Raw genomic sequence first — 20485 nt, 5'->3', positions numbered from 1 at the left:
CCTACACTTTGGTCGCTAGTCCGGACACATGGCCTGTTCGTCCCGACACATCGGTGGTGCGTCCTGATGCTTTGATCGCTAGTCCCGCCACTTAGCTCGCTCGTCTGGACGCATGGCCTGTTCGTCCCGTCACTTTGGTGGTTCGTCCCGATGCTTCGGTCGCTCGTCCGGACGCATGGCCTGTTCGTCCCGTCACATCGGTGGTTCGTCCTGATGCTTCGGTCGCACGTCCCGACACTTAGCTCGCTCGTCTGGACGCATGGCCTGAGCGTCCCGTCACATCGGTGGTTCGTCCTGATGCTTCGGTCGCGCGTCCCGCCACTTTGGTCGCACGTCCGGACACATGGCCTGTTCGTCCCGACACATCGGTGGTGCGTCCTGATACTTCGGTCGCGCGTCTAGACGCTTGGCCGGTCTTTCCCGACTATAAGAGTCGGGATCTTCAAATCGAGTTCTTCTTATGGTGGGAAGTAGTACAGAGACTTCCTCATAACCTTTTTATTATATGGATGAACAGAGACAAAACCATTTTAAAATAAAAAGAAAACGCTTTCATTTTCTGTCAACATCTCATATGATGTGAATAGAAGGCTTTAGAGGCAAAAAGGGGGACACCATGATGGGGAAGAAAGAACACGGTTTTGAAACGAAAGTGATCCATGGAGGTTATGACTCAAAAGACTTTTTAGGAAGCTTAACGACACCGCTGTTTCAAACGTCGACATTTACATTCGATAGTGCAGAGCAAGGGGAAAATCGGTTCGCTGGCACAGAGGATGGTTATGTCTACTCGAGGTTAGGCAACCCGACTGTAAGGGCACTAGAGGACCGGATTGCTCAGCTTGAAGGGGGAGAAGCGGGACTTGCATTTGGTTCGGGAATGGCGGCTGTCTCGGCTGTTTTAATCGGTCTAACAAAGGCTAACGATCATATCCTTTGTTCTCGTGGGGTGTATGGATGTACATTTGGCTTATTATCCATGATGGAAGACAAATACAATATTACAACTTCTTTTTCTACAATGGATACGGAAGAAGAAATCCGAAATTTAATCCGTCCGGAAACGAGTTGCATTTACGTCGAAACGCCAATTAATCCTACGATGGAATTAATTGATTTAGAGATGGTGGCTAAGGTGGCAAAGGATAAAGGCATCCCAGTTGTAGTCGATAACACGTTTGCCACGCCTTACTTGCAGAAGCCGCTTGAGCTTGGGTGTGACCTTGTTCTTCATAGCGCTACGAAATATATTGGTGGGCATGGCGATGTCGTTGCTGGGCTTCTAATTGGTAAGCAAGACATCATTCAACAATTGGCCATGACGACTCAAAAAGATATTGGGGGCATCATTTCTCCATTCGATGCATGGTTGTTATTAAGAGGGTTGAAGACCCTTCCTGTACGTATGGACCGTCATTGTGCAAATACCGAGAAAGTTGTTGCTCGTTTAAAGGATCATTCCTTAGTGAGTAGTGTCTATTATCCTGGTGACGCTCAACACGAAGACTATGACATTATGAAGAAGCAAATGAAACAAGGAGGAGGACTCATTTCCTTTGAAATAAAAGGGGGGAAAGAAGAAGCCCAAGCATTCTTAAATCACCTTACTTTTATAAAAAAAGCTGTTAGTTTAGGAGATGCCGAATCTCTTATTCAACACCCTGCGACTATGACACATGCTGTCGTACCAGAAGAGATTAGAGAAAAGATGGGCATTACCAACTCTCTAGTCAGACTTTCAGTCGGCCTTGAATCATGGGAAGATATTTGGGAAGACCTTTACCAAGCTCTTAACCAAGTTAGCCAATCCAAAACCATATAAATGATTGAAAAGGACCTTCAATAAAGGTCCTTTTTTAACGTGGTAAAGCGGTGAAGGGTGTCTGGCACGCGTCTTTACGTTAAAGCGACGACGCGTGCCAGACACCCTTTATTGCGTTAAAGTGTATTTCTGGTAATGTTTGGTCTTGCGCTATTTTCTAAAATTGCGTAACATTGGATTTCGTAACCAGGTGTTCAGCGAAAAGAGAGTACATCAGAGAGGGTGGATGCATGTGGTTGCGTCTAGTCACCAGGTAATGGGGATTACTTGGGGGATCGGTGCGATTACGTTATATAATATGTTTGACGTAATCCCTAATAAGATGTTTGCAACAGTTCTGTTCTTTGCAGCTGTTGTAATCGGATCGTTAATTCCAGATATTGATACACCAAAGTCTAAGCTCGGTGGACCGTTTGAAAGATGGGGGTTTATGCTAGTTGTTTGCCTTGTTGGAGTGGAGATCTTAACGCCAGGCTTGAATCAAGCCGTTCAGTTTTTACTGATGATTTTATCTCCGTTGCTGTTCGTATTTTCAGGGCACCGTAAGTTTACCCATTCGATTGCGTTTATAGCCTTAATGGCTTCCTATAGCTATATGCTCCATCTTTACTTAGACATTCCGTTGTTTTACTTAGCTGGATTTTTGACGGGGATTGTATCACATTTATTTGGCGATTTCTTAACGAAAATGGGCATACCGATTCTCTATCCATTTAGTAAACGCTATTATCGGTTCTTTTTAACATTTAAAACAGGGTCGAAAACAGAACAGAGTATTACAGCAGCACTCGTTGTGTTAAATATCATTTTCCTAACGCGTAACGTATTAGGATAAATAAGAGGGTAGCCTTTCTGAAGGCTACCCTCTTTGTCTTAAGCGCGACTCAACATACGATCTAATGCATCCTTGGCATACTCTGCGATATCACGGTCTACCTTGATCAGGTTATGAGGTTCACCTGATTCAATTGCCTCTAGGCACCATGCAAGGTGGGGGAGGTCAATTCGGTTCATCGTTAGGCACGGACACATATTTGGATTAAGGGAAATAATGTTCTTGTCAGGATGCTCCTGAATAATCCTGTTCACCAAATTCATCTCTGTACCAATAGCCCAGGAACTTCCGGATGGAGAGGCTTCAATGGTTTGGATAATATGGTTTGTGGACCCTGCATCATCCGATCTTGCCACAACTTCGCGTCTACACTCTGGGTGAACAATGATCTTCATATCTGGCTTTGTTTCTCTTAGGTGTTCTATGTTTTGAACGGTAAAGTTCTCGTGAACGGAACAATGGCCTTTCCATAATATGACGAGAACGTCTTCTAACTGTCCTTCATATAGTAGTTGTTCTGTAATCGGATCCCATACTGCCATTTGTTCAAGCGGGATTCCTAAGTCAAAGGCGGTATTTCTGCCTAAATGTTGATCAGGTAGAAAGAGGATGCGTTCCTTTTGAGTGAATGCCCATTCCACCATAGATTGTGCATTAGAGGAAGTGACCGTAGCTCCGCCATATTTCCCAACAAACGCTTTAATAGCAGCTGTAGAATTCACGTAGGTAAGAGGTAAGATAGTATCTTTAAACAAATCGCGAAGCTTACTCCAAGCCTTTTCTGTTTGGTTGAGATTAGCCATATCCGCCATTGAGCAGCCAGCCCGCATATCAGGCAGATATACATGTTGATTCGACTCCGTTAAAATATCTGCCGTTTCTGCCATGAAGTGAACTCCACAAAAAACGATCGCTTCTGCATCTTTATTATCAGCTGAAAGTTGAGCCAATTTAAGTGAATCTCCACGCGCATCTGCAAATTGGATCACTTCATCTTTTTGGTAATGGTGCCCCGGTAAATAAAGTCGGTCTCCCATTCGCTTTTTCACATCGCGAACACGGTTCTCAAGCTCTTCTCTTGTCATCTGTTTATACGTATCTGGTAGTAGCGGGTGCTTTTTTTCTACCGCTTCAAAAATATTCATGCTAATGCCTCCTTATGAGTGATTGCATTTACGCTTATATCTAATGAAGAAACAGAATGTGTCAAAAAGCCTAGCGAAATGTAATTAACCCCCGTAGACCGGTAATTAGCCAGATTGTCTAATGTAATGCCTCCTGAAGCTTCGGTTGTGATGGTAGATGGAATGAGCCTTTGTAATTCTCTCACCGAATCAGGGGTCTGGTTATCTAGCATGATGCAATCTACTTGAGCCTTAATGGCTTCTCTTACTTGATCCTCTGTTTCAGCCTCGACTTCGATCTTAATCATATGACCGAGTTGTTGCCTGATTTGCTTTACAGCTGCCGTTATCGAACCTGCAAACGCAATATGATTATCCTTAATCATGACAGCATCATACAAGCCGTTCCGGTGGTTGAAGCCGCCGCCTGTTCGAACTGCATATTTCTCTAGCATTCTAAGTCCAGGTGTCGTTTTGCGTGTGTCGCATATACGAGTGTGAGGGCTATTTAACGTATCGACAGCTAGTGTAGTAAGGGTTGCGATTCCACTCATACGCTGAATAAGATTCAAGATAACACGCTCGCCTTTTAATAAAGCCGCCATATTGCCGCGTGCCGTAGCTAAGGTCTGCCCCTCATGAATCCGCTCTCCATCCTTACAATGAATAGTAACCTCAATAGATGGATCGATTATTTGATAGCCTTCTAGAACAATAGACTGCCCACAAAATACGCCGTTCCCTTTCGATGTAAATTGCACTTCACCAGTAGAATGGCTCCCAAAGAGTGTATCGCTCGTCAAATCTCCGTCCCCGATATCCTCTATGAAAAATTGTTCAAGTAATGGCCGTAGCTTTACTGTATTCATCTGGGTCACCCTTTCTTATTTGCATGTGATGATCGATATGGATTGATTCCCAAGCTTTTTTCTCAAATGGAAAGTCACTTCGATAATGACCACCACGACTCTCTTCTCGTTGAAGCGCCGCGGTGGTAATAAGCCAAGCTGTAGTAAGCATAAACAATCGAGTGATTTGTTCCTTGTTGCAGGAATCTACAGTGTGCTCGAGATGGACCTCAAATCGGAATTCCTCAAGCCACTGCAATAAATCTAGTAACGTTTCTTTCGTTCGAACAATACCTGCTCCTCGCATCATCCGTTGCTGAATGTCTGCAATGGAAGGTAGATCAACAGGTAATACTGGTTGTGGTGTTTTTATTACTGGTTTTCGGATGGGGGAGAGTGGAGTATTCGATAAATGGAAGGCTAACCGTTTCCCGTATACCAGTCCTTCCAACAACGAATTGCTAGCCAAACGATTAGCTCCGTGTACTCCTGTACAAGCCACTTCTCCAATGGCGTATAAACCTTCAACAGATGTAGCACCTACTTCATCGGTACAAATACCGCCCATTAAAAAATGACAGCCAGGAGCCACAGGAATTTTTCCGTCCTCGATTTGTATCCCATGTTTATCACAGAGACTAGTCACCGCAGGAAAACGCTCAGAAAATTGAGGGATGCCGCTAATATCGACATACACATTATGCCCATTCTCAATTTGCTTGTATATCGTCTGGGCCACAATGTGGCGTGGCGCTAAGTCCTTCAAAGGGTGGACATTTTCCATAATCTTTTCCCCGGATTCGTTGATTAAGAGCCCTCCTTCGCCTCGCACGGCTTCTGAGACAAGACCTTTTGTCTCTTCATCCTTGTAAAGGAGGGTGGGGTGAAATTGAACAAACTCCATGTCTGTAAGTTTTGCTCCTGCTTGATAAGCAAGTGCCAGGCCGTCTCCTGTCGCAGAAGCTGCGTTTGATGTGAAAGAATAAAGCTGACCGCATCCCCCTGTTGCAAGAACGGTATGGGAGGCAAGAAATGTATGCGTCGTTCCGTCTGAACCGCGTCCTTTTGCACCACAGCAAGCTCCGTCCTGATCAAGAAGAAGGGAGTAGGCCAACGTATCTTCCTTTATGTTGATATGATCGCCAACATGCTGGCGCAGGCAATCCACAATGGCTTTTCCTGTTTGATCACCTCCACCATGCACGATCCGCTTATGACTGTGAGAGCCTTCCATGCCGAGTAGAAGGTTGTCGTTTTGATCCACATCAAAGTCACAACCTCGATCTACTAAATCTCTTATGATTTCTGGTGCCTCTTTCGTAAGTTTTAAAACAGCATCTGTTCGATTGATAAACCGCCCAGCTTCTAAGGTGTCTGTATAATGAAGAAACGGCGAGTCTTCAGGTGCTAGGGAAGCGGCGATTCCACCTTGGGCATAAGGGGAGTTTCCTTCACCAATGGACGACTTTGTGAGAACAATCACATTCATATCCCTGCTCAAATATGTAGCTAGTTGTAGGGCAGCAATTCCGCTGCCAATAATTAATACATCAGCATATTTCATCGTTTGAGTCCCTCCTGTTTTAACAGGTGTCTTGACACTTATATTTACACAGATTTAAACTAATGACAAGAGTTTTATACGGATTTTGGGAAGGGTGAGAACATTGAAGCGCTATTTTGACTATGCGGCATCTTGTCCAATCGATGAAGAAGCTCTTGAGACTTACATGAGAGCTTCGAGAGAGTATTTCGCAAATAGCACAAGTTTGCACGATGAAGGGACAAAAGCGAGCCAGCTTTTGGAGCACTGCCGAGAAACGCTGGCTCATCTAATAAGGGGAGAAGCAAAAGGATTATATTTTACAAGCGGAGGAAGCGAAGGGAATTTCTTAGCCTTCCAAGCGCTTTTGTCAGCACATCCAGGAAAGCATATCATTCTATCAGAAGGAGAGCATTCCTCTGTCAGAAACACAGCCATGAAATATGAAGCGGAAGGCTATAGGGTTACAAAGCTCCCTCTTAAAGAGTCGGGGGTTGTTGATTTAGAAGTCTTAAAATCCCTTATTACACCCGATACGGCACTTGTTTCCGTTCACCATGTGAATAGTGAAATTGGCACTATTCAACCTTTAAGAGAGATCTCTCGCATTTGTCTGGAGTCAGGGACTTTCCTTCATAGTGACTGTGTCCAGTCATTCGGAAAGATTGATGTGCAACAGATAACTCCTTATGTAGATAGTCTTACAATTTCAAGCCACAAAGTATTTGGACCAAAAGGGGTAGGAGGCCTTTACTTATCAACGGCACATACGTACCGTCCTTTTTTACCAAACGGTGTTCATGAGTCTGGTATGCGTGCCGGTACACTAAACGTACCAGGTATTGCAGCGTTTGCCGTAGCGGCAGAGAAAAGTGTTAAGAATCTTTCTGAGAAGCAGAACAGGATTGAAGAGTGGAAGCGTCTCTTCATGGAGGAGCTTTCAAGCGTATCAGATCGATTGGATTTCGTTAGATCTAATGTAGGAGTGCCTATAGTAGGCATGCTGATCCACCATGTAGAAGGCCAATGGCTCATGTTAGAAGGCAACAGGAATGGATTCCATTTTTCAACGGGTAGTGCTTGTCAGGTTGGGGTACAAGAGCCCTCTTTGACTCTATTATCTATGGGCAAAACAGAAGAAGAGGCAAAAACTTTTATTCGTATCTCATTTGGGCGTGATCATACTACTGAAGACGTGAGGGAGTTAGCCGGGTGGTTGCGTTGTGTCATCGAAGAGAGAACGGCTGCTGTGGTACAATAACGTCAAAGTGAAAAGAAGGAGTAAGCAGATGAGCGAACAACGAAAGATTTTAGGCGAAGAAAGAAGACACCTTCTATTAGATATATTGAGAGAGACAGGGACTCCTATTAAAGGAGGAGAATTGGCAAAGCGTGCCAATGTAAGTCGTCAGGTCATTGTCGGTGATATTTCCCTTTTAAAAGCGAAAAACGAACCGATTATTGCCACGAGCCAAGGGTATCTGTACATGAAAGACGCACCAAGTGAAGTGTTTGAAAGAACGGTAGCGTGCGTGCACTCACCTGAAGAAACGAAAGAAGAGCTAAACATTCTTGTTGACCACGGTGTTGTGATTAAAGATGTTTCGGTTGAGCATCCTGTGTATGGTGATTTGACAGCTACCCTTAGAATCTCCAACCGAAAAGAAGTAGAAGATTTCGTACAAAAAGTAGCTTCAAAAAAAGCTTCTTATTTGTTGGAGTTAACCGGAGGAATCCATATGCACACGATTACCTCCAAAAATGAAGCTCACCTTCAAGAAGCCATTGATGCTCTTGAAGCAAGAGGTTTCTTAGCGCAGTAAGGAAGAGCTGGGCTTTCGTAGATTGGATGGTAATTAAAGTGAGTTGATTTGCTGTTTTATGAGAACTTTAATAGGCAATTACTGGTCGTTGATCGCCTTATTTAACCACAAGCGTACAAAACAGCCGCGTTGCTTTTTTGTGAAGAGCTTGTTACGCTTAAATACTGAATATGTAGTTATGAACGAAATAAAAGGACGTGAACAGTAATGCAGCAAACAGTTGGATTTATTGGTTCCGGTAAGATGGCTCAGGCGATGATTGGCGGTATGGTTGGGTCAGAAGTGATCCCTAAAGATCAGATTATTGCAAGCGCGCTCACTCCCGCTACCCTTGATCATGTCTTTGAGATGTTCGGAATTCAAACGAACAACGATAACCGAGCAATTGCAGAAGTGGCAGATATTCTTATACTTGCTGTGAAGCCGTACTCATACGAGGCTGTTATTCATGAAGTGCGCCATTCTGTGAAAGAGGAAGCGATTGTCATTACCATTGCTCCTGGAATCTCTTCAAGTGATATTGAAGAAGCGTTTGGCCGAGAAGTAAAGGTCATTCAGGCGATGCCAAATACGCCATCTCTTGTTCAAGCAGGAATGACAGCCATCTCCCCTAACAAACAAGTAACGCAAGAAGAACTCTCTATTGTTGTTCAACTTTTAGAAAGCTTTGGAGAGGTGGAGATTTTAAACGAGGGTCAGATGAAAGCTGTTCCTTCTATTAGTGGCTCCTCACCAGCTTATGTATATATGATTATTGAAGCCATGGCAGACGGCGGGGTTCGTCAAGGATTAACCCGTGAGCAGTCATATCGAATGGCATCACAAGCCGTTCTTGGTGCTGCTAAAATGGTACAAGAAACAGGAAAACACCCTGGAGAATTGAAAGATGAAGTCTGTTCACCTGGTGGTTCTACAATAGAAGCGGTTGCTCGTTTAGAAGATGAAGGGTTAAGGGGCGTTCTCCTGGCCGGAATGGAAGCTTGTACGGATAAAGTGAATAAAATGAGTGAATAAGAGCTGCCTTTGGGTAGCTCTTTTTTTATATGAAAAGGGCCGTGGAGATAACAAATATTTGATTAATCTGGTTCTCAATAAAGGTGAGAGTGCCAATTGTATAAATGTGGGATTTTTATCTTGCAAAAGCCTTTACAAATTTCGAGTCTCGAAATATAATTAGAAAATACTTAGGAGGCTAAGTAATGAAACGAGATATTGAGAATTTACTTGGTTATCACATTAATGTTGTCTCACATTTTATACAAAACCAATATAATCAAAAGCTCAGGGAGCATGACCTTACTATGGCTCAATCAAAGGTCTTGTACTTCTTATCTGAACACGGGGAACAAGCACAAGGAGACATGCAGAAACGGCTATATATCAAAGGGTCTTCAATGAATGGTTTAGTGGACTCGTTGTTAAAGAAAGAGTTAATTCATAAGCGTCAAAGTCCGGAAGACCGTCGCACAAAGCTTATTTCTTTAACAGACAAAGGCAGTGAAATAGAAGGTCAATTATGGAGTTTAATTGATGGGATTGAAAAGCAGCTCGGAGAAGGTTTTACAATGGAAGAACAACAAGTCATCATTTCCTGGCTTAAGAAGATGAAACAAAATGTAGAGTCATTTAGTTCAGAGTAGCTTAAAGGAGGAATGGGGGATGAAACAGCAAAGTCAACGTCTTGGCACGGAGCCAATTCCGAAGCTGCTTCTTAATTTGTCAGTACCCGCCATGATCGGTATGTTTGTTATGGCGCTATATAACGTTGTTGATACGTTGTTTATAGCGCGTGGAGTAGGGATTAACGGTATTGCAGGGGTAAGTATTAGTTTTCCGATCATGATGATCATCATGGCCATTGCAGCTGCTGTTGGAATTGGCGGCGCTTCTGTTATATCTAGACGCCTCGGTGAAGACAGGAAAGAAGATGCGAACGAAGTGCTTGGCAACCTCGTAATCATGATCTCTGTTGTAAGTATTATTTCGTTTGTTGGCGCGTTTACGTTCATGGAACCATTGCTTGCTTTATTCGGAGCAACACCAGATATCATGCCGTATGCCAAAGAGTACCTATTCCCCATAATGCTTGGGTCGATCTTTTTTGGATTTGCTTTTGCGTCTAACAATATTATTCGCTCAGAAGGAAATTCAAGGTTTGCGATGATTACGATGATTATTCCAGCTGTTTTAAATACAATTCTCGATCCGATATTTATTTTTGGATTAGACATGGGGGTTCGGGGGGCTTCTATTGCAACGGTTATTTCTCAAGCTTCGGTAACGCTTGTCGTGCTCCGCTATTTCACCTCAGGGAAGAGCTCGCTTGATGTTGGAATAGAATACTTTAAAGCACGATTTGATTTAATGAAAGAAGTCCTAGTAATCGGTTTTCCGGCCTTTATTCGCCAAGTGGGCGGAAGTGCGATGATGATTGCCATTAATGTTATGCTGATTCGTTACGGTGGCTCATTTGAGGTAGGGGTCTTTGGAATTGTCCAAAAGGTTACGATGCTTGCCATTATGCCTATGATCGGAGTTCTTCAAGGCATGCAACCGATTATTGGCTATAACTATGGAGCTAAACAATTCGGGCGTCTCAGGGAAATTATATGGATCGGTTTAAAGGTTTCTACAGGGATCTCCCTCATTGTCTTTGTAGTCATGATGGCGTTCCCTGAAATGTTAATGAAGATCTTTACAGGGGATCCGGCTGTAATTGAATCAGGAGCATTATCGATACGAATTATTTTCGCTCTAGCCATTTTAATTGGAGCTCAAGTGGTCAGTGGAGGGCTTTATCAGGCTCTTGGTATGGCAAAGCCTGCCTTTATCCTATCTGTTGCCCGTCAAGTTATGTTCCTCATTCCGCTTGTGCTTCTATTGCCTAATCTATTTAACCTGGGTGTAATAGGCGTTTGGCTCGCATTTCCTCTTTCAGATTTGCTGGCGTTTGTTCTCTCTATATTCTTCCTTTATAAAGATCGTGAACTCTTCTTCAAGCCAAAAGACGGAGAAGACACAGAGCTATATGAAACAGCACAACCATCCACAACCACCTAAAAAGCGCCCCTCAAGGGCGCTTTTTTGCTTTAAACAAATGAAGGGTGCCAGACACGCTTTAGACAAGTAAAGGGTGTCTGGCACGTCTAGTTGCTTTAAAGCGGTGAAAGGTTAATTTAATAAGGGTTGCTTTCTGAGTTTTTTGACTCTAATTTTCTTCGGACTGTGGCAGGGTTTGTGTTGCTGTATTGCTTCGTATTTTGGCCACCTGTCGTTTGGGCGAGGTATTCTTCAACTTCTTTGTAACTCATCCCCGAATTTGCGTTTTTGGATTTCACATCATTTACATTGGTAGGCTGACTACGTCTTTTAGCCAATTTGCTTCACCTCCTTTAAGGATTAACATAAACAGATACCAGAAGATTTATCCGATGGGCCGATATGTGTGAAGTGGTTCATAATAACTCATAAAATGGGGTATAAGGGCAGTAGAAGAGATATTGGAGGGTTCACATGAGAGATGCTCAAGTAACAATCATAGGTGCAGGACTATCAGGTATTATGGCCGCTAGAACATTGATGGAGAGAGGTGTAGAGGATGTTCAGCTTACTGATAAAGGAAGAAGTGTTGGAGGTCGCCTGGCTACACGAAGGATAGAAGGCGGCAAAGCTGATCATGGGGCTCAATTCTTTACTGTACGCTCGAACGAACTTCAACAGTATGTTGATGACTGGTTAGAAAAAGGGTGGGTCAAACATTGGTTTGGTGATACTTATCCTAGATATACAAGCATAGACGGGATGAACACATTAGCCAAAAGACTCGCAGAAGGTCTCGATCCCGTGCTCGAAACACGTATAACCTCAATAAAAGAATCCATCGGTGGGTTCAAGCTTACTTCAGAGGCTGGTGAAACGTGTACAACTGGAGCTCTTATTATCACCTCCCCTCTGCCTCAAACGATTGCTTTACTTGAAGAAAGTACGGTGTCTGTGAATTCTAATGCCTTCAATCAAGTCAAACAAATAAACGTCGATCCTTCTTTCGTGGGATTATTCGAAATCACATCAAATACCTCTCTACCCCCATCAGGACACAAGGATGAAAACCTCCCACTTGGAGTAGAAAGAATCGTCGACCACTTTAAGAAGGGGATATCAAAAAAGCGGATTATAAGCATGTACATGGATGGAGAGTGGAGTAAGGAACATTTTGAACAAGATGAAAGTGAAATCATTCATCAGATGAAAGAAAAAATAAAGGATCATGTTTCTATAAGCAGCATCCGTTCAGCCCAGGTGAAGAGGTGGCGGTATGCTCAATCAACAAACATTATTCATAAACCATTTTTGAACTTACATGAAGCACTTCCTTTATATATAGCGGGGGATACGTTCTTACATGAAGAGGACGAAGCAAGCCGTACTCGATTTGAAAGTGCATTTCGCTCCGGAATAGCCGCCGGACGACATGTAAGTAGCTTGGTAAAACAGCTATAAGACTTGGGTTCCAAGTCTTTTTTTATGGATTCATCAAGGATAGGGCAGGATTTGTCGGAGTTGAGAAAATGTTTCCGTTTGCTTTAATTAAGTGTAAGGTGGACGTGGAAACCGCTCGCTTTCCTGTAGGGAGCTGGTGAGCCTCTTTACCCGGTAAAACCGGGATCTCACCTAGATTGAAGAGTGCGGGCGTGGTGTCCACGCCCACCTTTCCCTTATTAGGGTGACCGGAAACAAGCCATGTGAGAAGAAACAAAATTACTTGGAGTAATCGCGGGACCACTCATCAAACATAACGGTCCCTTTCAGTTTAGAGTCTAAAATGAAAGCGCTAACAATTTTTGGTGTTTCAAATTGTAAACAAAAGGAAATACAGCTGTAAATAGGGTGGTGATTATATGGAATAAAGAAGAAGTGCTCAATTCTTTTTAAACTATTTCTTCTGAAGAGCTTGCTCAGTATAATGAAAAGATAGAATAAACCGAAAGAACTTTACAGAAATACTTAATTTGGAGTGAAAACCTATGTTAATGGATTTTTTAGGTAACATCAGCACGGCCTTGTGGGGCTATATTTTAATTGCTGTCTTACTTGGGGTTGGACTCTATTTCACAGTCATCACGCGCTTTATTCAGTTTCGCTTGTTCGGTGAGATGTTTCGTGTTTTGTTTGAGAAAGAGTCAATAAAAAATGATGGTCGTGGAACATCTGCCTTTCAATCTTTCACGATCAGTACAGCTTCTCGTGTTGGTACCGGGAACTTAGGTGGTGTAGCCTTAGCGGTATCTGTTGGTGGACCTGGTGCTGTTTTTTGGATGTGGATCATCGCTTTATTAGGATCTGCTACTAGCTTTGTAGAAAGTACTCTTGCTCAAGTTTACAAAGTAAAAGATGAAGAAGGTTATCGCGGTGGCCCGGCTTATTATATGGAGAAAGGGCTAAATAACCGAAAACTTGGTGTTGCTTTTGCCATTATTATTACATTTACGTATGGTCTTGTATTTAGTGCCGTGCAGTCAAATACGATTCGTTTAGCATTTGAAGAGTCATTCTCAGTAAATAAAGTGCTAATAGGTGCTGTTCTGGTAATAGGGGCAGCTGCTGTTATTTTCGGCGGTATTCAACGAATTGCAAAAGTTACACAGATCTTTATTCCAGTTATGGCTATTTTATATTTGATTTTAGCAGGGTATGTGTTAATCACAAATATTGGTGCTATACCAGATATGTTCGTCCTTATTTTCAAGAACGCATTTGGTATTGAAGAAGTCGCAGGGGGTGCCTTTGGTGCTGCCATTCTAAATGGTATTAAGCGTGGTTTATTCTCGAACGAAGCCGGTATGGGTAGTGCACCAAACGCAGCAGCTGCTGCAGAGGTATCTCACCCAGCCAAACAGGGACTTATTCAAACGCTTGGCGTATTTGTTGATACGATTCTAATTTGTTCAGCTACAGCCTTTATTATTATATCTTCAGGAGATCCAGCTTCTTACATGAATCAAGAAAATGCAGTAGGTATTCAAATTACTCAACAGGCATTTGAAACTCATATTGGTTCCTGGGCGAATACATTCGTTGCTATTGCCATCTTGTTCTTTGCCTTTAGCTCGATTATTGGAAACTATTATTACGGCGAGACAAACATGCAATTTATTAAGAACAGTCCAAAACGAATCTTCTGGTATCGCCTTGCAGCTCTAGCGATGGTCTTCTTTGGGGCCATGGCCAAGCTTGACCTTGTATGGCTTCTAGCAGACATCACAATGGGAATTATGGCGCTTATCAACTTATATGCAATTGTCCGACTCTCTGGGGTTGCCAAGGAAGTTCTCCTTGATTACCGTAGCGATCGGAAAAAAGAACATAAAACGAAGTTCTCCAAAGACCAAATTAAAAACAAAGAAGGCATCAGCCTTTGGGAATAATCACACGTGCCAGAAACTCTTTAGTAGGATAAAGGGTGTCTGGCACGCTTTTTTGCTTTAAAGCATAATAAGAGGCTGCTTAGTATTGAATAAGCAGCCTCAAAGGGGGGGGGCGTTCTAGAATCTATTTATGATAAACCAGTCGCTCTATTGAATCTATGTGAAAAGGGGGAGGGCAAGCTTCCCCTTTTATTGGTTTTAGAATGAGATCTTCTCTTTAAGGTCTTTGTTGTTAATGTTAATTTCAGCGTTATTCATAATGTCTGATAGCTCTTCTGGATTTGCTTGTCTGTTTAGAAGCTCCGTTTTTAATTGATCTTTCATCTCATCAAACGTACCAAGAGAAGAGTTGTCTTCTTTCTCACGCTTATCCGTTACTTTAATAATGTGGTAGCCATAATCGGATTGAACAGGCTTACTAATGTTTCCGACTTCAAGATTATAGGCAGCTTGTTCAAATGGATAGACCATGTCACCTGTTGAGAAATAATCAAGTTTGCCACCATTTTCAGCTGAAGAAGAATCGGTGGAATATTCTTTTGCGAGGTTAGCGAAATCTCCGCCATTATTTAGCTTCTCGATTACTTCATTGGCCGTTTCTTCATCTTCCACCAAAATATGCTGAGCTTGTACTTCTTGTTTCATATTCTCGTAGTATTCTTTCACTTCCTCATCGGTAACTTCTACCCCTTGAGTAGTGGCTTTCTCTTTTTGCAGTTGCGTTTTTAGAAAGTCTTTAAATTGAGCTTCATCTTTAAATCCATTTTGCTGTAGAGCAGATTCAAACTGATCACCGTAAGACTCTTTCACTTTATCAATCTCAGCTTGAACTTCCTCCTCAGAAACAGGGTACTCTTCTGAAAGAACAGTATCATAAAGCATTTCCTTTAATACTGCGTCGCCGTATTGGTCGACAAGTTTATTGTAAAATTCGTCTTTAGTAATGTCTCCGTTTGCTGTTTCAGCAACTACATCACCGTCGGCTGAAGCATTGCTGCAGGCCGAGAGCGTGAAAGCTCCCAGCGCAGCTACACAAAATGTGAGTACTTTCTTTTTCATCATCGTAAAACCCCTTTATTATTTAGATAAGGTAATTGTGACCGACTGTTTCGCTCCATCACGATAGAAGGAAAGTTCCATAGAATCGCCAACATCTTTCTCTTCATACATATATTTGCGTAAATCAACTAGATTTGAAATCTCTTCACCATCGGCGCCGACAATCACATCATATTGTTGTAAGTTAGCCTGAGCCGCAGGGGAACCTTGTTCAACATCCGCTACAAGTACGCCGCCCTTAATATCACTAGGAAGCTTTAACGTATTCTCGATGTGATAAGCGGATACAGATGAAAGGTCCATTGTAGATACACCAATGAATGGGCGAGATACTTCACCGTTCTTCTCTAAATCTTCGATAATTGGCTTCGCCGTTTCAGAAGGAATCGCAAAGCCTAAACCTTCTACCTCCTGCTGAGCAATCTTCATAGAGTTAATCCCAATAACTTGGCCAGCACTGTTAATCAATGCCCCGCCACTGTTACCAGGGTTGATCGCTGCATCGGTTTGAAGAACCTCTGTCTGATAATCAGCGCGTCCGTCTTTGTTCAAATCAACTGGCATCGTACGCTCAAGACCACTAATAATTCCTTTTGTCACAGAACCTGCAAATTCTAGGCCCAGTGGGTTACCGATCGCAATCGCTGTTTCCCCAACCTGTAGATTACTAGAAGAACCAAATTCAGCAACTTGCTTTACATGTTCAGCGTCGATCTTCAGTACAGCTAAATCTGTTAAAGAATCACTTCCTAAAAGCTTAGCTTCCACCTTCTCACCATCACTTAATGTCACATCAATAGACTGTGCATTCTCTATAACGTGATGATTCGTTACCACATACGCTTCACCGTTCTCTTTCTTATAAATAACCCCAGAACCAGTACCAGCTTTATTATTCTCAGCAAACAATTGGGACTGTTCATACTTCGTTACACCAACCACAGCATCAGAGGCTTTACTCACCGCCTGGACGACATCTGAAGTATCCCCCTCAGACTTAGACTCCTCAATAGAAATACTCTCCTCGGTACTCTTAGCAGAATCCTGCGCTGCAACATTCGACTCTAGTGGCAACACGTTCAACTTAAACAAAGAAAAAGCCCCACCTACAAGTAAAACCGTCACAATAAAAGCAGTAGAAGCAAATTGAATTAACCAACCATAATAACTACGCTGATCACCCTTACGCCTCTCAACCTGCTCATTATTAAACTGCTCACTCATGCAAGTAACCACCTTTCTATATTGTAAAATGATTTCTTTAAATATCTTGTACTTCATATTCTAACCAACACCTTTGGCAAATCTTCGGAACAAATGTGTAAAAAGTATGTAAGACAAAGAAAAGCGGAGGCGGGGTGCCCAGGGCCGTACGGATAAGCAAGCTACTGTAAGTCTGCATAGCAGACTGAAAGTAGATTGCTTATCGCGCTAGGCCCTCCCCGCCGCAGCTGGACACAAAGAAAAGCGGAGGGCCGCCGCTTAGACCCCACGAAAAGTAAAGGACAAGCCGCCCAGAAAAAGAGGAAGATCCCCTAAAACCGCCACATCAATAACCAACATCCAACGCCCCTACGTCTCTTGGGCTAAATAGCAATATTACAAATAAGGTTAACCTTTTTAAAGAAGCCTAACGCACTCCCCAGTCGCCTCCACTTCTCTAATGTGGCACAATAAAGGGAAAGAGTAGACTGAAGGAGGAATGGGAATGAAGGACGCTATCATTGGAATTGTCGAAGATGACCCTCATATCCGGGAAATTGTGGAAGCCTATTTACACAAGGAAGGATATAAGACCAACAGTGTAGATACAGCCGAGAAGGCCTGGGACTTGTGGCAGGAATCGCCTCCTGATCTGTGGGTGCTGGATATTATGCTTCCCGGGATGAATGGATATGACTTTTGTAGCCGAATTCGCCAAGAATCAGATATTCCAATCATTATCATTTCAGCCAGAGACGAAGAAGTTGATAAGGTGCTTGGTTTAGAGCTTGGAAGTGATGACTACTTAACGAAACCATTCAGCCCTCGTGAACTTGTGGCACGTGTGAATCGAATGGTAAAGCGATGGGAGAAGTATCATGATAAAGATAGTCAGGCAGAGGAAAGCGAGCCTTCATTAAAGAACGGGGATCTCACTCTTTCTATTGAAGAACGGAGGGTGTTTTGGCAGGGTGAAGAAGTAGAGGTGACCGCTAAAGAATTCAGCTTACTACAAATACTAGTTTCTCAAACGAATCGAGCCTTTTCCCGTGAGGAACTTCTTCATAAAGTATGGGGTGACGATTACTTTGGAAGTGATCGCGCTGTTGATGATTTAGTGAAACGGCTTCGTAAAAAGTTCAGTGATGTGCCTATTGAAACCGTTTGGGGTTATGGGTACCGCTTGCGGGAACGCGAGGCGTAAACGATGAAGCTGCTATATCAATTAAATGCTGCCTTTACGGCGCTGTTGATTATTATTATGTCTGTTACGGCCTTTTTCATCTATTCTTTATTGCTTGATATCCTTATTCAAGACCAGCAGGATGAGCTCCAAACCAACGGGAACTTAATTTTAAATTTTTTGTATGAAGACCCATCCGGAAGAGGCAAGCTGAGTCGACTAATCGAAAGTAACGACTATAAGATCTTGATTATGGATCCTGATCAAAACTCTCCGCTGGCAACGAACCTTCCAGAAACAACGGCTAGGAGTTGGGCATCTGAATTTGAGACAAAAGACGAGCAAAAGGGTCTTCGTAAAATGAACGGGGAAAACTATGTAGTGTCAAAGCTCGGCTATCGTTTCCAAGGACAAGAATACTTGCTAATCTTAGCTACTCCTGTAGAAGAGCTGCAAGCTATTCAGTCTATCTTTGCTGTACGCATGATGATAGTCTTCGTAATTGGAATTGCCATAGCTATATTATTTAGTTACTTATTAACGAAGCGACTTGTTACTCCTCTAAGTCGATTGAAGAGGGAAGTAAAAAAGATTGAGAATCGTCAATTCAATGAAATTAAGCCAGTCAACGCAAGTGGTGAAATTGGAGAAGTCGAACAGAGCGTCATGGATATGGCTAAAGAATTGGATCAATACATTCGCTCTCAGAAGCACTTCTTCCAAAATGCTTCTCATGAATTGAAAACACCTCTTATGACCATTCAAGGGTATGCAGAAGGAGTGAAAGACGGGGTTTTTGAAGGGGAAGCGGCAGACCGTAGTTTAGATCTGATAGTTAAAGAAAGTGACCGGTTAAAGAAAATTGTTAATGAAATAATCCTTTTAGCCAAACTCGATAGTGAAGATGGAATTTATAACCCAGTTTATACATCTGTCCCAAAACTCTTTGAAGACACAAAGGAACGAATGTATTTCCTTGCTTCAGAAAAAGGGGTCTCGTTGAACGTTACAGTTAAGGAAGATAGACAGCTCTACGTTGACGAAGAAAAGATGCTTCAGGCACTGATTAATATTGTAGGGAATGGAATTAGACACGCAGCATCAGAGGTAAACTTACGTGCGTATGAAGCAAATGGGCAACTGGTCTTAGAAATTGAAGATGATGGAGACGGGGTTCCTGAGGAGCTGCTCCCACAACTGTTCCATCGATTTGTTAAAGGAAAAGAAGGAGAGACTGGGCTAGGTCTCGCTATTTCAAGAGCCATTGTAGAACGAAGTCAAGGTACAATCCACGTGAGTAACAAGGACCAAGGTGGTGCGGTATTCCGGATTGTCTTCCCATCTTCCGCTAGCCAAGCGAATCTATAGGAAACGTGAATAGTGTGTGATAGGTTTAGGGCACGTTAGAAAAGAAAGAGAGTGATGACTATGGATAAGATTTCAATTACCGCCATTTTTACACCTAAAGAAGGTGCGGAAGAACAATTGTTGCAGGAGTTAAAGAAAGCTCAACAAGCTTCAAGGCAAGAAGAAGGCTGTTTGCAATATGATCTTCATAAGTCGATTGAAGATGAGACGCTTGTGTTACATGAGCAATATAAGAACATGGATGCTTTAAACCACCATATTGAATCAGATCATTACAAAACGTATCGGGAAAATACGGCGGATTTAGTAGCAACACGTGAAGTATACAAAGTAAAAGAAATTTAATTCATAAAAAGCGCAGCTCTTACATAGAGCTGCGCTTTTTTATAGGCAATAGGCTTAGGAGTGTTCGTTTAGTGCTTCAACCATTTTCTCTGCAGCACTTTCACTAGACATTGGGTTTTGACCAGTAACAAGGTTCCCATCACGTACAGCGTGAACGGACCAATCTTCTCCTTTAGAGAAATTAGCACCTTTGTTACGCAATTCTGTTTCAAGCATGAATGGCATATGCTGATCTAAATTCATGCCGATTTCTTCAGAATCTGTGAAACCAGTGACTTTCTTACCTTTTACAATCGGTTGTCCATTTTCGTAAGTAGCATTGACAAGTCCGCTTGGACCGTGACACACAGAACCAATTACATTGCCTTGTTCAGCGTGTTGTTGTAAGACATATTGAAGAGTTTCGTTTTGTGGGAAGTCAAACATCGTGCCATGACCCCCTGGAAGGAAGATTCCGATAAAGCCGTTTGCATCCTCTTTTGATAGTTGTGCTGTATCTTTTAGTTGTTCTTGTGCTTCTGCCCATTCGCTCACTTCTTCTTCCGGAATGCTGTTAGGGTCTAGAGGAACTTCGCCGCCCTGGATGCTTGTTACTTTCACGTCGTATCCAGCTTCTTTAAAGGCATTATAAGGAACAGCATATTCTTCAAGCCATAAGCCTGTTTTATGATCATCAGTGATTTTTGTATGGTTTGTTACGACCATTAGAACTTTTTTATTACTCATATAGTAACCTCCTTGAATTACATGCATCTTAGTTTTAGTTACTCTCATTTATTTATGCGAGTATCGGGAACGTTAAACCGTGAGTATAGTTATACCACCATCGTGATTAGTTCTAAAGAAAAGTGCTTACCTAAGTATCTGAATGGCTCTTTGTGTTTTTTATCCCTAAAATCCTTTATAA

General features: G+C 42.6%; 19 protein-coding genes. 12 read left to right on the top strand and 7 right to left on the bottom strand.

Annotated elements, in window-relative coordinates; translation table 11 throughout:
* Window positions 1–619 precede the first annotated feature (619 nt).
* Together megL and N780_RS03910 are read left to right on the top strand one after the other, a co-directional pair.
* Window positions 620–1822, top strand: a complete 1203-nt coding sequence (megL, locus tag N780_RS03915) for a methionine gamma-lyase (RefSeq protein ID WP_036780289.1) — start codon at window positions 620–622, stop codon at window positions 1820–1822.
* A gap of 232 nt (window positions 1823–2054) precedes the next feature.
* A complete protein-coding gene (locus N780_RS03910; RefSeq protein ID WP_036780287.1) occupies window positions 2055–2657 on the top strand; it encodes a metal-dependent hydrolase in 603 nt (200 codons plus the stop codon).
* 38 nt (window positions 2658–2695) lie between these two features.
* Here the strand turns inward: N780_RS03910 and nadA are convergent, their stop codons facing one another.
* Genes nadA through nadB form a run of 3 tightly spaced genes read right to left on the bottom strand, consistent with a single transcriptional unit; the run spans window position 2696 to window position 6193 of the window.
* The gene (gene nadA, locus N780_RS03905; protein ID WP_036780285.1) at window positions 2696–3802 is read right to left on the bottom strand and encodes a quinolinate synthase NadA; all 1107 of its coding nucleotides are present in this window, start codon (window positions 3800–3802) and stop codon (window positions 2696–2698) included.
* Window positions 3799–4650 carry a carboxylating nicotinate-nucleotide diphosphorylase gene (gene nadC, locus N780_RS03900; RefSeq protein WP_036780282.1) on the bottom strand — a complete coding sequence of 284 codons (852 nt, stop codon included), beginning with the start codon at window positions 4648–4650 and terminating at the stop codon, window positions 3799–3801. Before nadC ends, nadA begins: the two co-directional genes overlap by 4 nt.
* A complete protein-coding gene (gene nadB, locus N780_RS03895; protein ID WP_036780280.1) occupies window positions 4619–6193 on the bottom strand; it encodes an L-aspartate oxidase in 1575 nt (524 codons plus the stop codon). Before nadB ends, nadC begins: the two co-directional genes overlap by 32 nt.
* Window positions 6194–6296: 103 nt before the next feature.
* Between nadB and N780_RS03890 the strand changes: the two genes are divergently transcribed.
* The 5 genes from N780_RS03890 (at window position 6297) to N780_RS03870 (ending at window position 11055) form a co-directional block, all read left to right on the top strand.
* Complete coding sequence (locus N780_RS03890) at window positions 6297–7433, top strand: IscS subfamily cysteine desulfurase (protein ID WP_036780278.1); 1137 nt, start codon at window positions 6297–6299, stop codon at window positions 7431–7433.
* 28 nt (window positions 7434–7461) lie between these two features.
* A complete protein-coding gene (locus tag N780_RS03885) occupies window positions 7462–7995 on the top strand; it encodes a transcription repressor NadR (protein ID WP_036780276.1) in 534 nt (177 codons plus the stop codon).
* Window positions 7996–8202: 207 nt separating this feature from the next.
* Complete coding sequence (proC, locus tag N780_RS03880; RefSeq protein WP_036780273.1) at window positions 8203–9009, top strand: pyrroline-5-carboxylate reductase; 807 nt, start codon at window positions 8203–8205, stop codon at window positions 9007–9009.
* A gap of 185 nt (window positions 9010–9194) precedes the next feature.
* Window positions 9195–9635 (top strand): MarR family winged helix-turn-helix transcriptional regulator, encoded by a 441-nt coding sequence (locus N780_RS03875; protein WP_036780272.1) that lies wholly within the window; start codon window positions 9195–9197, stop codon window positions 9633–9635.
* 19 nt (window positions 9636–9654) lie between these two features.
* Complete coding sequence (locus N780_RS03870; RefSeq protein ID WP_036780269.1) at window positions 9655–11055, top strand: MATE family efflux transporter; 1401 nt, start codon at window positions 9655–9657, stop codon at window positions 11053–11055.
* 116 nt (window positions 11056–11171) lie between these two features.
* On the opposite strand, the gene N780_RS03865 is transcribed toward N780_RS03870, so the two are convergent.
* On the bottom strand, window positions 11172–11372 hold the full coding sequence (locus N780_RS03865) for a hypothetical protein (protein ID WP_036780267.1): 201 nt from the start codon (window positions 11370–11372) through the stop codon (window positions 11172–11174).
* Between the two features lie 136 nt (window positions 11373–11508).
* Here N780_RS03865 and N780_RS03860 point away from each other — a divergent pair, with 136 nt between their 5' ends.
* Window positions 11509–12495: an NAD(P)/FAD-dependent oxidoreductase gene (locus tag N780_RS03860; RefSeq protein WP_036780266.1), complete on the top strand. Its 987-nt coding sequence runs from the start codon at window positions 11509–11511 to the stop codon at window positions 12493–12495.
* A 530-nt stretch (window positions 12496–13025) separates the two neighbouring features.
* Window positions 13026–14420, top strand: coding sequence for an alanine/glycine:cation symporter family protein (locus N780_RS03855; RefSeq protein ID WP_036780752.1), 1395 nt, complete (start codon window positions 13026–13028; stop codon window positions 14418–14420).
* Window positions 14421–14618: 198 nt separating this feature from the next.
* Here the strand turns inward: N780_RS03855 and N780_RS03850 are convergent, their stop codons facing one another.
* Window positions 14619–15482 carry a peptidylprolyl isomerase gene (locus N780_RS03850; protein ID WP_052114874.1) on the bottom strand — a complete coding sequence of 288 codons (864 nt, stop codon included), beginning with the start codon at window positions 15480–15482 and terminating at the stop codon, window positions 14619–14621.
* A 15-nt stretch (window positions 15483–15497) separates the two neighbouring features.
* Window positions 15498–16703 (bottom strand): S1C family serine protease, encoded by a 1206-nt coding sequence (locus N780_RS03845; protein WP_036780264.1) that lies wholly within the window; start codon window positions 16701–16703, stop codon window positions 15498–15500.
* A 484-nt stretch (window positions 16704–17187) separates the two neighbouring features.
* Between N780_RS03845 and N780_RS03840 the strand changes: the two genes are divergently transcribed.
* Genes N780_RS03840 through N780_RS03830 form a run of 3 tightly spaced genes read left to right on the top strand, consistent with a single transcriptional unit; the run spans window position 17188 to window position 19578 of the window.
* The gene (locus N780_RS03840; protein WP_036780262.1) at window positions 17188–17886 is read left to right on the top strand and encodes a response regulator transcription factor; all 699 of its coding nucleotides are present in this window, start codon (window positions 17188–17190) and stop codon (window positions 17884–17886) included.
* A gap of 3 nt (window positions 17887–17889) precedes the next feature.
* Window positions 17890–19233, top strand: coding sequence for a sensor histidine kinase (locus N780_RS03835; protein ID WP_036780260.1), 1344 nt, complete (start codon window positions 17890–17892; stop codon window positions 19231–19233).
* A gap of 60 nt (window positions 19234–19293) precedes the next feature.
* Window positions 19294–19578, top strand: a complete 285-nt coding sequence (locus tag N780_RS03830; protein WP_036780258.1) for a putative quinol monooxygenase — start codon at window positions 19294–19296, stop codon at window positions 19576–19578.
* A gap of 54 nt (window positions 19579–19632) precedes the next feature.
* Here the strand turns inward: N780_RS03830 and N780_RS03825 are convergent, their stop codons facing one another.
* Window positions 19633–20304 (bottom strand): type 1 glutamine amidotransferase domain-containing protein, encoded by a 672-nt coding sequence (locus N780_RS03825; protein ID WP_036780256.1) that lies wholly within the window; start codon window positions 20302–20304, stop codon window positions 19633–19635.
* Window positions 20305–20485 lie beyond the last annotated feature (181 nt).

It is taken from the genome of Pontibacillus chungwhensis BH030062 (assembly GCF_000770675.1).
GTDB classification, from domain to species: Bacteria; Bacillota; Bacilli; order Bacillales; family BH030062; genus Pontibacillus; species Pontibacillus chungwhensis.
The sequence above is the reverse complement of the archived record's forward strand: the minus strand, read 5'-3'. Positions and strand labels throughout refer to the sequence as shown.

Coding starts and splice junctions, on each gene's coding strand:
- N780_RS03875 (WP_036780272.1), top strand. CDS start 9,195: ATGAAACGAGATATTGAGAATTTACTTGGTTATCACATTAATGTTGTC.
- nadB (WP_036780280.1), bottom strand. CDS start 6,193: ATGAAATATGCTGATGTATTAATTATTGGCAGCGGAATTGCTGCCCTA.
- nadC (WP_036780282.1), bottom strand. CDS start 4,650: ATGAATACAGTAAAGCTACGGCCATTACTTGAACAATTTTTCATAGAG.
- N780_RS03885 (WP_036780276.1), top strand. CDS start 7,462: ATGAGCGAACAACGAAAGATTTTAGGCGAAGAAAGAAGACACCTTCTA.
- N780_RS03840 (WP_036780262.1), top strand. CDS start 17,188: ATGAAGGACGCTATCATTGGAATTGTCGAAGATGACCCTCATATCCGG.
- megL (WP_036780289.1), top strand. CDS start 620: ATGGGGAAGAAAGAACACGGTTTTGAAACGAAAGTGATCCATGGAGGT.
- nadA (WP_036780285.1), bottom strand. CDS start 3,802: ATGAATATTTTTGAAGCGGTAGAAAAAAAGCACCCGCTACTACCAGAT.
- N780_RS03845 (WP_036780264.1), bottom strand. CDS start 16,703: ATGAGTGAGCAGTTTAATAATGAGCAGGTTGAGAGGCGTAAGGGTGAT.
- N780_RS03830 (WP_036780258.1), top strand. CDS start 19,294: ATGGATAAGATTTCAATTACCGCCATTTTTACACCTAAAGAAGGTGCG.
- N780_RS03855 (WP_036780752.1), top strand. CDS start 13,026: ATGGATTTTTTAGGTAACATCAGCACGGCCTTGTGGGGCTATATTTTA.
- N780_RS03850 (WP_052114874.1), bottom strand. CDS start 15,482: ATGATGAAAAAGAAAGTACTCACATTTTGTGTAGCTGCGCTGGGAGCT.
- N780_RS03860 (WP_036780266.1), top strand. CDS start 11,509: ATGAGAGATGCTCAAGTAACAATCATAGGTGCAGGACTATCAGGTATT.
- proC (WP_036780273.1), top strand. CDS start 8,203: ATGCAGCAAACAGTTGGATTTATTGGTTCCGGTAAGATGGCTCAGGCG.
- N780_RS03825 (WP_036780256.1), bottom strand. CDS start 20,304: ATGAGTAATAAAAAAGTTCTAATGGTCGTAACAAACCATACAAAAATC.
- N780_RS03835 (WP_036780260.1), top strand. CDS start 17,890: ATGAAGCTGCTATATCAATTAAATGCTGCCTTTACGGCGCTGTTGATT.
- N780_RS03870 (WP_036780269.1), top strand. CDS start 9,655: ATGAAACAGCAAAGTCAACGTCTTGGCACGGAGCCAATTCCGAAGCTG.